We start from the raw sequence: 13,379 nt of genomic DNA, 5'->3' as shown, positions 1-13,379 counted from the left end.
CTCCAAAATGATAGTTAATAGCTGAAAATTGGTAACTTAGATAAATAGCTCTAGTCCGACGATCCTTGTGGTCTTGCCTGCTCTCCGAGACGCTACGCGTCTCGGAGAGCCTGCGTACGCTTACGGCAATCGAGACCTCAGAGCCGCACACATCAATTGCCAGGAGTCAAATTAATTATGGAAAATAGCAAAAAAAGTATTTGGACAAAAGTATTCATAATTAGCTCTGGGGTTGCTTTCATGGGTACGAGCTTACTCAGCGTCAGCGGGATGATTAGTAGCTCGAATCAACCCACCGCCAGTGAAAATGCCACCCAATCTCAGAATGCCCAACTTCAAGCCGAAGAGAAAGGTTTTGCCACAGTTTTAAAACGCGAACCCAATAATCAAACCGCACTGCGCGGTTTAGTCCAGATTCGGCTGCGCCAAGGGGATGCCCCCGGTACCAAAGCCGCCCTCGAACAACTCGTCAAACTCAATCCCACTAACAAGGAATACAAAGATTTTCTCGCAGCTATAAATAAACAGATGGCGGAGCCTAAAAAAGTGGGTACTCTAAAACCAACTGAGCCAAAGCAACCAACTCAACCAGCTAAGTAGTTGCGGGTGCAGGGTGTACTCATCAACCAGCAACTCGTTATATGAAAGTCGTTCTCTTAGCAGGTGGTTTAGGCACGCGTCTGACTGAAGAAACTGAAATTCGCCCCAAACCAATGGTCGAAATTGGCGGTCGTCCGATCCTCTGGCATATCATGAAACACTATGCCCACTATGGATTTAACGAGTTTTTAGTGGCATTGGGCTATAAAGGCGAATATATCAAACGCTATTTTCTGGACTACTACACCCTCAACGGGAGTATGACGCTAGATCTAGCCACTGGATTGGTTCAGCCCCAACTTAAAGAATGCGAAGACTGGAAACTCCATTTGCTCGATACGGGAGTCCAAACTAATACTGGCGGACGACTCAAACGCTTAGAACCTTATCTCAGTGATGGAACGTTCCTGATTACCTATGGCGATGGCGTCAGCAATATCGATCTCCAACAGTTGCTAGCATTTCACAAATCCCACGGTAAATGGGTAACAGTCAGTGCGGTCCGTCCACCAGCGCGATTTGGCGGACTGGTAATCGAAGGCGATTTGGTGGCAAACTTCACCGAAAAGCCTCAAGCGGGTGAAGGCTGGATTAATGGCGGATTTCTGGTGATGGAACCCCAGGTGTTTAAGTACCTCACCAATGACAGTGCGGGATTAGAAATTGAACTATTAGAGCAATTAGCTACAGATGGACAGTTAGCAGCTTATCGTCACTATGACTTCTGGCAATGTATGGATACCCTTCGAGATAAGTACAATTTGGAAAATTATTGGCAGAGTGGCAATCCTCCCTGGAAAGTTTGGGAATAATAAGCAGGTGGGTTGTATCGTATGCGGATAGATTGGCGATGAGTCAAAGTAGTAATTTTTGGGATAATCGTCCGACATTAGTCACTGGCGCGACAGGCTTGCTGGGTGGTTGGTTGGTGAAAAGATTGTTGGGTTTGGGTGCGGATGTTATCTGCGTCGTGCGCGATGCGGTACCGCAATCGGAATTAATCCGCTCTGGATCGATCGATCGCGTCAAAGTCGTGCGCGGCGATGTGTGCGATCGAGTCTTCCTCGAACGCGTCTTAGGCGAATACGAAATCGATACGGTGTTGCACCTAGCAGCCCAGACAATCGTCGGGATTGCCAATCGGAACCCAATTTCGACTTTTGAGACAAATATCGCGGGTACGTGGCAAATGCTCGAAGCCTGTCGTCACAGCCCCACCGTCAAGCAAATCGTGATGGCATCATCGGATAAGGCTTATGGCGACTGCGATACGCTCCCCTATATCGAAACCACACCCCTTCAAGGTTTGCACCCCTACGACGTTAGTAAATCCTGTGCTGACTTAATCGCTCAAGCTTACGGACACACATATAAATTACCCGTCGCAATTACCCGCTGTGGCAATTTCTACGGTGGCGGCGACTTAAATTGGAATCGGATTATTCCCGGTACGATTCGATCGATCCTGCGCGGTGAAGCTCCTATAATTCGATCGGATGGTAGTTATATCCGCGACTATATTTATTGCGAAGATGGTGCGGCTGCATACACATTACTCGCCGAGCAATTGGCAACTAATTCGAGTTTGTATGGACAAGCCTTTAATTTTTCTAACGAGACGCAAGTTACCGTGCTAGATTTAGTCTCTCAGATCGTCGAGATCATGGGGTCTGAATTAAGTCCGATCGTTCAAAATCAAGCTAACAATGAAATTCAGCATCAGTTTCTAGATGCAACTAAGGCTAGAGAAATTCTAGGGTGGATGCCTAACTTTACACTCGATCGCGGCTTAGAGAAAACGATCGTCTGGTATGAAAACTTTCTCGATTCACAGCAACAAAGACTACAAGAACGATCTGGTTCTCATCTACAATATTCAAATCTTGAGGCTTTACCATTATCAGAACTAGCCCTTCAACAAATAATCAATAACTAGTAAAAATATTAGGATTTTATTCGTTAGAGTGGTGTCTAAATTACCCCTTCGTTTGAGGTTGATTTACCCCCCAACCCCCCTTATAAAGGGGGGCTTTTGCCCCCTCCCCTTTATAAGGGGAGGGCTGGGGTGGGGTAAAGGACTACGCATCACCACCATAGATTTGTGTATACACCCTCTAATCTTCACCCTCTAAATATGACTCATCATAATTGTCGTTTTTGTCAACAGCCCCTCCAACATACATTTGTTAATTTAGGTGGCTCTCCAATTTCCAATGATTTCCTCAAGCTCGAACAAATTGACAAAGCGGAGAAGTTTTACCCACTACATACTTATGTGTGCGATTGCTGTTTTCTAGTTCAATTACCAGAAGTAGAATCGCGAGAGCATATTTTCGGTGATGGTGACTATGCTTACTTTTCTTCCTATTCCGAAAGCTGGCTTCAGCATTGTGAGCGGTACACCAATCTAATGGTCGAACGATTTGGATTCGTTGGCGTAGCCTCTCCTTCGGAGAATCGATCGAGTCAAGTTATTGAAATTGCTAGTAATGATGGCTATTTGTTACAGTATTTTCAAAAGCAAAATATTCCCGTACTCGGCATCGAACCAGCATCGAATGTCGCCGCAGTTGCCGAAGCTAAAGGTATTCCTACGCTGACTAAATTCTTTGGCGTGCAAACAGCGATAGAATTAGTCGCACTCGATAAACAAGCAGATTTACTACTAGGTAATAATGTCCTCGCTCACGTACCAGATCTCAATGATTTTGTCGCAGGGATGAAACTGCTGCTTAAGCCAGATGGCATCATCACGATCGAATTTCCTCACTTATTACAATTAATCGCTCAAAATCAGTTCGACACCATTTATCACGAGCATTTTTCCTACTTCTCTTTCCTCACTGTCGAAAAAGTATTTGCCGCACATGGTTTGACTTTATTCGATGTTGAAGAATTACCTACACATGGCGGTTCTTTGAGAATATATGGCAAACATACCGAAAATACCCAACAGCCAGTCACCGAGCGAGTAACCGAATTAAAAGCCAAAGAAATTGCAGCTCATCTCGATAAAATCGATACTTACTTAGACTTTACCGAACGAGTCGAAAGCATCAAGCGTCAACTACTCGCATTTTTGATTCAGGCTAAAACTGAAGGTAAATCGATCGTTGGATATGGCGCACCAGCTAAAGGCAATACCTTACTTAATTACTGCGGCGTGCGGACAGATTTTATCGATTATACAGTCGATCGTAGCCCACATAAACAGGGCTTATTTTTACCGGGTACTCATATTCCGATTTGTCATCCCGATCGGATCGCTGAGACTAAACCAGATTATTTACTAATTTTACCTTGGAACCTGCGATCGGAAATCATTGCACAGATGGCATGTATTCGAGGCTGGGGTGGTAAATTTGTCGTGCCAATCCCGCAGCTAGAGGTCATTTGAAAATAAATCTCGTGTCATCCTTCGTTTAGTGTGAAGGATTCTTACAACCTCAATGCAATCGTTATTTATCCGATAGAAAATGTAATGTTTCTCAACGCGATAACAATAGTAGCCTTCGCGAATGTCATCGCGCCGAATGCCAAAGCGCGGCATAGTAACAAGTCGCTCAAAAGCGTTATCGAACACAGTAGCGTAGGCTGTGAATTGCTCCACTCCCCATTCATTTAGTGTGAAAGCAAGAATTTCTCGATAGTCCTGCTCGGCGCGTTGGGTTAGTAGGTATCGTGCCATCGTCTAGACTTTCAGGAGAGATTTTGTTGATGCTGCACTAAAACCTGAGCTTTAATTTCATCCAAACTCAAGGTGGAAAATTCACCTTTTTCTGCTTGTGATGCTCCGATAGCGACTTCTTGGCGCATCCATTCGATTATTTCTGGAGAGTCATCACGGTCCATCTCGGATTCTACCATGCGTTCTAGGGCGATTTCGATCGCCTGAACAGGGTCACGATAGCCCAATGACATCATCCGTTGAAGTAGTTGGTCTGCGTAAAGGGTGAGGGAGACTTGCATCGTAATGATTTTTTGACAGTTCTCATCTCCATTATCCTATTTTTTTGATAATTTAGTTACATGAAATTCACCCCCACGAAAATCCCTGGCGCGTACCTAATTGAAATCGAACCCATTACCGACGAGCGCGGCTTCTTCGCTCGGAGCTTTTGCACCGATGAATTTCAGCAACAAGGATTAAATAGCAATTTTGTTCAGTGTAATGTTTCCTTTACCACTCACAAGGGAACAATAAGAGGGATGCACTATCAAATAGCTCCCGACACAGAAACTAAATTAGTTCGCTGTACCAAAGGAGCCATCTATGATGTCATTCTCGATTTACGCGCCTCAACTCCCACCTTTAAACAGAGGATAGCCACGGAATTAACTGCTGACAATCATCAGATGTTTTACATCCCCCCAGGCTGCGCTCATGGCTTACAAACCCTAGTAGATGATACGGAAGTATTTTACCAAATGGCTGGTGTCTACAACGCTGATGCGGCTAGAGGTGTGCGGTGGAACGATCCAGCTTTTGGGATTGAGATGCCCTTGGCTGTGAATGTTATTAATCAACGCGATCGCGACTATCCAGACTTTACCCAATGAATAAAGTTTTAATTACAGGTGCATCGGGATTTATTGGTCGTCATTGTTTACCTTTATTGGTAGCACAAGGATATGAAGTACATGCAATATCTAGACATCCTTTACAGATCGAAGACTTAGATATCCATTGGCACCGAGTAGATTTATTCGATCGGATTGTACTCCAAAAATCAATCGCAGAAATTCAACCTTCTCATTTATTACATTTAGCTTGGTATGCTGTTTCTGGTAGATATTGGACAGGATTAGAAAATTTTCAGTGGGTGCAAGTCAGTCTTGACTTAGTTAGAGCATTTGCAGAATGTGGCGGTAAAAAAATTGTGGCGGCAGGTACCTGTGCTGAATATGACTGGCGATATGGATATTGTCAGGCAAATGTTACTCCCATCGCAGCTCAATCACCTTATGGAACTTGTAAACAAGCTTTTTCTTTGATGTTGGAATCTTTTTGTCAGCAAACAGATATTAGTTGTACCTGGGGTAGAATTTTTTGGCTATATGGTCGATATGAAGATCCTAATCGATTAGTCTCATCAGTCATTCGCTCTTTATTATCAGATCGCATGGCTCAGTGTTCTGCGGGAGTACAAATTAGAGATTTTTTGTACGTTCGGGATGTTGCTGATATCCTAGTTCAATTGTTAAGCTCGAAACTAGTCGGAGAGATCGATATTGGTTCAGGTATCCCTATTTCGATTAGAAGCTTAGTTGAATGTATTGCTACTCAACTAGATCGACCTAATCTAATTGATTTCGGAGCTATTCCTACCAAAAGCCAAGAAGTTCCCCTAGTCGTTGCCAATCCAGAGCGGTTGAGGTCGGAGTTAAATTGGTATCCTCAATATGATTTAGCTAATGGGATTGCAGAAACTATTAATTTTTGGAAACAAGAGGTCGTCGTATGATCGGTCAATCTTCTAATTGTCCAGTATGTGATGCAAGCAATCCCCAGTCTTTCTTACACCGAAATTTAGTTCCTACACAACAAAATTTATTATTTAAATCTCATTATGCTGCTATTCAACATCAACGAGGTGAATTAACTTTAGCTGTATGTCATCAATGTGGTTTTATTTTTAATCGCTCGTTTGATGAAAACTTATTAAAATATGGGGAGAACTATGATAACGCCCAAAATCATTCACCATACTTTGAATCATACTTAAATGAGCTTACCCAATATCTAATTGAGGATCGGCAAGTTCAGAATAGTCAAATTTTAGAAATTGGTTGCGGTCAAGGTCATTTTTTGCGTAAATTGGTAGAGCTAGAATCAGCAAATAACTATGGTTATGGTTGCGATCCTAGTTATATTACTCAGCCTGATGAGCATCCGCGCCTAAAGTTTGAGCAACGCTACTATGGGACTGATTGCACGCATATCCCCGTCGATGTGGTGATTTGTCGGCATGTAATCGAGCACGTACCAGATCCAGTAGATTTATTAAAATCGATCCGTGTTGCGCTGGTTAATTCGCCACATGCAAGACTATTTTTTGAAACTCCTTGTGTCGAGTGGATTCTAAATAATCAGGTTGTGTGGGACTTTTTTTACGAACATTGTTCTTACTTTACGGCTCAGTCACTGACTACAGCATTCGAGCAGGCTGGCTTTGAAGTAAATAATGTTAAACATATCTTTGGTAAGCAGTATTTATGGCTAGAAGCATCGATCTGTCAGGAACCAGCGAACGTTACTTATGAACCCTATCAAATTACTAATCTAGCAAGTGAATTCGCTAAATCTGAGCGGCAGATCGTCAATAAACTAAGACTGCAAATTGCCCAACTACAAGTACAGGGAGGAGTGGCTTTGTGGGGTGCAGGTGCCAAAGGAGTAACATTAGCAAATCTCATCGATCCGCGCCAAGAATCGATCGCGGCTGTAATCGATCTAAATCCTCATAAACATGGTGGTTATATACCTGGAACTGGGCATCCTATAATTAACTATCTCGATCTCGATCGATACGAGATTAAATCCGCAATTTTGATGAATCCTAACTATTGTCAAGAAAGTTTAGAGCTTTTGCAAAAAGAAAAATTAGATTTATTATTGATCGACTATGAATAATAATTAAGCAGTAGAATACATTGTCAACATTACCAATAATACTCAAGCATGAAAATAATCATTGATACCGAGCAGTCTACTCTTACTCAGATAATAGGTGGTGAAGATCGGACGATCGATTTATATACTAAAGAAGCTTTTGAAATAATTTCAGATCGGTGGGTGCAACTCGGATGGCAGCAAAAATATAGTCATACTTTTAGCTGGATGGGTAGACCGATTATCCAGCTACCTGAAGACATGATCCGAATGCAGGAAGTCATTTATCAAGTTAAGCCAGATGTTATCATTGAAACTGGTATCGCTCATGGTGGCTCTCTAATCTACTATGCAAGCTTGTGTAAAGCAGTGGGCAACGGTCGAGTAATTGGAATTGACATTGAAATTCGTTCACATAACCGTAAGGAGATCGAAGAACATGAATTCTATCCTTTAATTACTTTGATAGAAGGAAGTTCTACCGATCCAGTTATAGTCGATCGTGTTAAATCTCTAGTTAAACCTCATGAGAAAGTGCTAGTTATTCTAGATTCCTGCCATACTAAATCTCATGTAGCAGATGAGCTGCTAGCCTATTATGAAATGGTAACTCTTGGTTCATATATTGTTGCAACAGATGGAGTTATGCAAGATCTTTATGATGTTCCACGCGGAAATCTCGAGTGGAAATGGGATCATCCGTCAGCCGCAGCAGCAGAATTTGCATTAGCTCATCCTGATTTTATCATTGAACAACCAGCTTGGATTTTCAATGAGAGCGAATTGAGTAAAAACATTACTCATTGGCCGAGTGCTTGGTTACGAAGAATAGGTAATCAAAAAAAATAGGGTAACTATTAGTTATTTACTCTACCTCTCAAAGTAGGGAGTGGAGGATGTAATTGCTTTTAGGTGTAGATATAGTAGTAACAGCAAATCATATGTCTCAAGCATTGATATCCTTCACTAACTAAGCTTGAAATTATATTTTAAAACCTATATTAAAAATTTTATGGAAAGCTTTTATACTGTATCAATCGGAATGCCTGTATACAACGAATCAAAGTGTATTCGCAAAACTATAGACTCTATCTTAAATCAAGAATTCTCTCGATTTGAACTAATTATTTCCGACAATGCTTCCACCGATGATACTCTACATATCTGCGAACAGTATGCAATTAAAGATGGTCGAATTAGAATTATAAAGAATTCGATTAATATCGGTGCAGCAAATAACTTTGAAAAAGTATTTCAAGAAGCTAACTCTCAATATTTTGTCTGGATATCTGGGCACGACCTTTGGCATCCACAGTTTTTATCTAAATGCGTGGCTGGTTTAGATGACAATCCATCCGTGGTGCTATACTATCCAAAATCCACATGGATTGATGATACTGAGCAAGATTTAGGTGAGATCGGTAGAAGTATAGATACGAGAGGGTTAGATCCAGTATCTCGCTTTCAAATTGTATTGTGGGGAATGGGCTACGGTTCCCCTATCTATGGGTTACTTAGAAGTTCTGCAATGAAGCAAGTGACACTAGGCACTAGAACAGTTGGGCTAGATAACATTATCTTAAATGAGCTATCTCTATTAGGAGATATTGCCTATTTAGATGAACCATTACAATATGTACGTAAATTAGCAGACTTTGGTAGTTGGGAAACCTACATTAGTAAGATATTTAATCGACAGCTATCTGAATTTTCAGGTATGGATCTATATTGGTCGATGACTTATGAATATCTGAAAATTATCTATAAACATGTTCCCGATCCTAGTACTCGAAATGTTCTATCGACATCAGTAGTAAGTTGTTTACTAACTAAATATCGCTGGATATTGTCAAGTTTAGCAAGTTCTGGTATTCAATCTTCTGGCGAGATTTCTGGAGCGGAACAAAGAATAAACTATACTTTTAGCCAACTTACACAAGTTGGTCAAAATATTGAGTCACTTTGGCAAGATTATCACTTCTCACCTGCTGTAGGTAGTCACAAATTAATAGCGATCGATGGTGTTTTCTTTCAACTCTATCGCACGGGTATCGCTCGTGTTTGGAAATCTCTCTTAGAAGAGTGGGCTAATACCGAGTTTGGCAATCATCTAGTCGTACTCGATCGAGTCGGAACCGCACCTAAGATTGAAGGGATTAGTTATTATCAGATTCCGGCTTATGACTATAATAACACCGATGCCGATCGCGAGATGTTGCAGCAGGTATGTAACGATCTAGGTGCAGAGTTATTTATCTCTACTTATTACACTACGCCACTTGAGACTCCTTCGGTATTTATGGGATATGACATGATTCCTGAAGTGGCTGGTGCCGATCTCAACCAACCGATGTGGCGAGAAAAACAACGGGGCATCAACCATGCTTCAGCCTTCCTAACTATTTCCGAACACACTGCTCAAGATTTAGTTAAGTACTATCCAGAAATAGAGCCATCAACGATTACTACCGCTCTTTGCGGCGCTCAACCTGTATTTAAACCTGCAAAAGCAGCGGAAATCGAATCATTCCGCACTCAATATGAAATTACTAAGCCTTACTTCTTATTAGTAGGTGCTGGTGGTGGTTATAAAAATACAATATTGTTCTGGCAAGGATTCGCTAACTTAGCAAATAATAGCGATTTTGATGTCGTTTGTACTGGTGCAGCCGGAATTGATGCGAAGGAGTATGCTATCTATGCGCCCGGTAGTAAAGTTCACTGTCTTCAGTTAGACGATCGCAATCTCAATCTAGCATATGCTGGGGCGATTGCCTTGGTATATCCTTCTAAATATGAGGGTTTTGGATTGCCAATTGTCGAGGCTTTAGCTTCTGGTTGTCCGGTAATTACCTGTCATAATGCTTCGATTCCAGAAGTTGCAGGGACAGCGGCAATTTATATCGATGATACGAGTATCGAGGATATGACTAACGCTCTAGCAAACGTTCAACAGTCGGAAGTTCGAGCATCTCTAATTGCATCTGGTTTAATTCAAGCTCAAAAATTCTCTTGGTCGAGAATGGCTCAAATTGTTGAGTCTGTATTGTTGGCGCAAACTCTAAGCCATCTTCAATTTAGCACCCAAAATCTTGTTATTTTCCCTGATTGGTCGGCGGATGAAGAAGAGTTAGGCGAAGAATTGAGTCAGGTTTGCGATCGACTTACTCAACATCCCGATGCAGGTCAGATCGCGCTAATAATTGATACTAGTAACGGTGTCGATCCAGAGGCTGCGAATATGATGATCTCCAGTGTTGCGATGAATTTGATGATGAGTGAGGGCATCGATATTACTGACTCTATTGCTATATCTCTAACTGGAGACTTAGCACCAATTCAGTGGCAATCGCTCTTACCCAAGCTGCAAGGACGAATCAAATTAGAGCTGGAAGATACTCGATCGATTGAGTCATCTGGTGCGAATATAATTAGTGAAATTCAGTTGGCTTCGCCGATTTTGACATTGGTCTAAGTTAGATACTTAGTAAGAATATCCGATCCTAATTCGGCTTTATCTACACATTGCCGATCGATCGACTGTCCCGTAATACATCGCCAATGACAATCGAATAAATCTAGTTGTCCAACGCCGATGCTTGCTAGTGCGGGGATAGCAGGAAAGGGGAATAATCGATCGAAGATTATTCCCCTTTCTGCTTGGCTAAATTGTAGTAAATAAGTGGCGGCTGGTGCGGTTAGTTGGGTGAGTAATTGGTAGCTAAACCGATCGAGTTGTTGGCGTTCGCTAGCTTCAAGATCGATCGATTGCCGATAATCATCATCACCACTTGTACCGATAATCTCCCCATAAATTGAGTCTTGAGCAGTCCAAATTATCGGCAACCACAAATTTCCACCGTCGCCGACTTCTACACCTGTTGTCGTGGCTGCTAGGTCGCGGAGCCGATCGATCTCCTGACACGATCGACCGATCGATTGTCCCCAAAACTCAAACGTTGGCGGAAGATCGAGTGTCATCGGACAATAAATCGCCTTGGCACTGGCGACGGCAGGTAATTCCGCCACGGTTGTGAACTGCACTGATTCGACGATTTCACCGATCGATCTTAACATTGCCACACCCAGCCTTTGACTGGCTGGCGTCTCATCCAAAATCACGACGATTTTAGACATGACTGAGGACAGTCATCGGCTGGGGAGATGGTTGGCGCTCGATATTGGGTAAGTCTAATTTGAGATCTGGTGGTTGCTGCTGGAGATCGATTCCTCTAGTGGCAATCCGATCTGTGACGTTGACTAATTCTGCTTGCAGTTGGCGATTTTCACTCTGCAAGGACATGATTTTGGTTTTAATCGGTGCCAATCGCTCGGCAAATTTGCGAGTATAAACCTTGGGTAATTCCCGAATTACTTGCTCCAACATTTTACTGCGATCGGTAAGTTCGCCGATCGTGTGGCGCAGTTCTTGGATTTCCCCATCCCGGCGTTGCAGTTGCTCTTGATAAAAATGAACCTGATGTTCGACGCCTTGGAGTTGTTCGCGCAGCAACCTAACTTCGGCGCGATAATCTCCCGCTACCTCTGGTCTGGGTGCATAGGGGGTGTTATCTTTGACTAGCCGGAATAGTTCTTGAGATAGTTGCTGAACGAGTTGGTCGCGGGTGTTCAGTTCTTCACGAAACCGAGCGACTTCGGCTTTTAAGGCTGCGATATTAGTGGGTTGAGTCTTATTCACGGGGGATTACCACAGTAATTTTTCAGTTGATGGACAGTCAAAGTCTTGCGCTCGGAAGCATTCAATCGATCTTACCGCTTTTAGCCTTGCGATTTCATGCTCGATCGGCTTGCCAATGTTGTTAGTCAACATTTTGGTGATGGAAATACCATGACTGTATCAGTTTGTTTGGGTTGTCGCAACAGGAGTAGGGGATGGGGGATAGGGAATAGGGGTAGACTTCGGTTTGATGGGCTTACCCCCCAACCCCCCTTATAAAGGGGGGCTTTCCGGCTCCCTCCCCTTTATAAGGGGAGGGCTGGGGTGGGGTAATGGTCTACGCAGCAACTCAGCATCTCCCAAACTGGTGGAAGGGTTGGGACTCAATCAAAGTGGATTGCTTGACACGAGATTACAATCCATTTAATCTGTGTGTAGTAAAAACATACCCCGATTCCCATCATGTCAGCATTCACCAACAGTTTCGCTAGTTCATTACTAGCCTCCAGTATTTTGATTTCGGGGGGGGTAATACCAGTCCTGGCGCAGTATAGCTGTCCTCCACGCGAAATTCAATCTGTCGATGAACAAGGTGACTTTAAGTTCGAGTTGCAAGGATGTCAACGTCAAGGCAAAAAAGTAATTTGTCAAGCATGGGTAACTGCAAACAAAGATGGTCAAATAACGTATTTAGCTGGTAATGACTACACTAGATTAATTGATACATCAGGAACGCAATACGTACCTTCCTCAGTTCAAGGTGCCAATCAGACGACTGTAAGTGGAATGAATATTTCTTTGGTCAAAGGTATACCAATGAAGATATCAGCTACTTTTGCAGATATACCAACTTTGGTTCAAGACATTGCTTTGTTTGAAGTGAATATCAATTATGGTAAAGGTCAATTCCGTAATATCAAAATCACAGAGTCGAAGATAGGCACTTCTCCAGCTCCCATCAAGAAAAAGAAATAATGTAATCGATAATCTCTGTAGGGGTAATGCCTCCTGCTTACCCCGCATCGATGAGGGTACCCACAAGGGGCACCCCTACAGGTTAATTGTGTAGAGCGAGGCGTAATACATCCGATCGAACCCACTTTGCTAACTACACAACGATTCGAGATCCCGGCTTATGATAGTGTTAGGACAGCAATATCAGCGAGTGAGTAGGTAGCCAACGATGAGCGCAGGTAGTAACAGTACGCATCAAATCAAGTTCGGGACTGATGGATGGCGGGGAATTATCGCCGAGGATTTTACCTTTGCAAATGTATGTAAGGTAACACGCGCGATCGCCGCATACCTCAGCACGGCTTACAGTCAGGATCGTCCGGTGTTAGTTGCTTACGATCCGCGATTTTTGGCAGATAAATTTGCCCAGACGGCGGCAGAAATTTTAGCAGATTTGGGTTGGACGGTAAAAATAGTCGATCGCGATTGTCCGACGCCAGTAATTGCATTCAACGCTCGGCATCTCAACTCGGC

14 protein-coding genes and 1 pseudogene are annotated in these 13,379 nt (G+C 42.9%); 11 read left to right on the top strand and 4 right to left on the bottom strand.

Features of this window, described 5'->3' with window-relative positions; all coding sequences use genetic code 11:
* The first annotated feature begins 177 nt into the window (after positions 1–177).
* The 4 genes from RMO52_RS10070 to RMO52_RS10055 all read left to right on the top strand — a co-directional run bounded on the left by RMO52_RS10070 (position 178) and on the right by RMO52_RS10055 (position 3,997).
* The gene (locus tag RMO52_RS10070) at positions 178–600 is read left to right on the top strand and encodes a tetratricopeptide repeat protein (protein ID WP_310413563.1); all 423 of its coding nucleotides are present in this window, start codon (positions 178–180) and stop codon (positions 598–600) included.
* A 41-nt stretch (positions 601–641) separates the two neighbouring features.
* Complete coding sequence (gene rfbF, locus RMO52_RS10065; protein WP_309738606.1) at positions 642–1,412, top strand: glucose-1-phosphate cytidylyltransferase; 771 nt, start codon at positions 642–644, stop codon at positions 1,410–1,412.
* 38 nt (positions 1,413–1,450) lie between these two features.
* Positions 1,451–2,536, top strand: coding sequence for a GDP-mannose 4,6-dehydratase (locus tag RMO52_RS10060; protein WP_310413560.1), 1,086 nt, complete (start codon positions 1,451–1,453; stop codon positions 2,534–2,536).
* Between the two features lie 198 nt (positions 2,537–2,734).
* The gene (locus RMO52_RS10055; RefSeq protein WP_309738608.1) at positions 2,735–3,997 is read left to right on the top strand and encodes a class I SAM-dependent methyltransferase; all 1,263 of its coding nucleotides are present in this window, start codon (positions 2,735–2,737) and stop codon (positions 3,995–3,997) included.
* Here the strand turns inward: RMO52_RS10055 and RMO52_RS24680 are convergent.
* Both RMO52_RS24680 and RMO52_RS10050 read right to left on the bottom strand, forming a co-directional pair.
* A complete protein-coding gene (locus tag RMO52_RS24680) occupies positions 3,983–4,288 on the bottom strand; it encodes a type II toxin-antitoxin system RelE/ParE family toxin (RefSeq protein ID WP_396134942.1) in 306 nt (101 codons plus the stop codon). The genes RMO52_RS10055 and RMO52_RS24680 overlap by 15 nt on opposite strands.
* Positions 4,289–4,299: 11 nt before the next feature.
* A complete protein-coding gene (locus RMO52_RS10050) occupies positions 4,300–4,569 on the bottom strand; it encodes a hypothetical protein (protein WP_310413558.1) in 270 nt (89 codons plus the stop codon).
* 60 nt (positions 4,570–4,629) lie between these two features.
* Between RMO52_RS10050 and rfbC the strand changes: the two genes are divergently transcribed.
* From rfbC to RMO52_RS10025, 5 genes are all read left to right on the top strand, one after another.
* Entirely contained in the window at positions 4,630–5,160 is a 531-nt protein-coding gene (gene rfbC, locus RMO52_RS10045; RefSeq protein WP_310413555.1) for a dTDP-4-dehydrorhamnose 3,5-epimerase, read from the top strand.
* Positions 5,157–6,065 (top strand): NAD(P)-dependent oxidoreductase, encoded by a 909-nt coding sequence (locus tag RMO52_RS10040; protein ID WP_310413552.1) that lies wholly within the window; start codon positions 5,157–5,159, stop codon positions 6,063–6,065. The genes rfbC and RMO52_RS10040 overlap by 4 nt, the downstream gene beginning before the upstream one ends.
* Positions 6,062–7,234 carry a class I SAM-dependent methyltransferase gene (locus tag RMO52_RS10035; RefSeq protein WP_310413549.1) on the top strand — a complete coding sequence of 391 codons (1,173 nt, stop codon included), beginning with the start codon at positions 6,062–6,064 and terminating at the stop codon, positions 7,232–7,234. The genes RMO52_RS10040 and RMO52_RS10035 overlap by 4 nt, the downstream gene beginning before the upstream one ends.
* 48 nt (positions 7,235–7,282) lie before the next feature.
* On the top strand, positions 7,283–8,062 hold the full coding sequence (locus RMO52_RS10030; protein ID WP_310413546.1) for a CmcI family methyltransferase: 780 nt from the start codon (positions 7,283–7,285) through the stop codon (positions 8,060–8,062).
* Between the two features lie 193 nt (positions 8,063–8,255).
* Positions 8,256–10,688, top strand: a complete 2,433-nt coding sequence (locus RMO52_RS10025) for a glycosyltransferase (RefSeq protein WP_310413544.1) — start codon at positions 8,256–8,258, stop codon at positions 10,686–10,688.
* Here the strand turns inward: RMO52_RS10025 and RMO52_RS10020 are convergent.
* The gene (locus tag RMO52_RS10020; protein WP_310413542.1) at positions 10,685–11,350 is read right to left on the bottom strand and encodes a hypothetical protein; all 666 of its coding nucleotides are present in this window, start codon (positions 11,348–11,350) and stop codon (positions 10,685–10,687) included. The two genes, RMO52_RS10025 and RMO52_RS10020, sit on opposite strands and share 4 nt — an antisense overlap.
* Positions 11,343–11,912, bottom strand: a complete 570-nt coding sequence (locus RMO52_RS10015; RefSeq protein WP_310413539.1) for an Npun_F5560 family protein — start codon at positions 11,910–11,912, stop codon at positions 11,343–11,345. Before RMO52_RS10015 ends, RMO52_RS10020 begins: the two co-directional genes overlap by 8 nt.
* 441 nt (positions 11,913–12,353) lie before the next feature.
* Here RMO52_RS10015 and RMO52_RS10010 point away from each other — a divergent pair, with 441 nt between their 5' ends.
* The gene (locus RMO52_RS10010; RefSeq protein WP_310413535.1) at positions 12,354–12,866 is read left to right on the top strand and encodes a hypothetical protein; all 513 of its coding nucleotides are present in this window, start codon (positions 12,354–12,356) and stop codon (positions 12,864–12,866) included.
* Between the two features lie 208 nt (positions 12,867–13,074).
* Positions 13,075–13,379: pseudogene (locus RMO52_RS10005) on the top strand (phosphoglucomutase/phosphomannomutase family protein); the annotation flags it as partial.

Origin of the sequence: Chamaesiphon sp. OTE_8_metabat_110 (assembly GCF_031382685.1) — a bacterium.
GTDB lineage: Bacteria > Cyanobacteriota > Cyanobacteriia > Cyanobacteriales > Chamaesiphonaceae > Chamaesiphon.
This window is presented reverse-complemented; position numbering and strand designations above follow the sequence as displayed.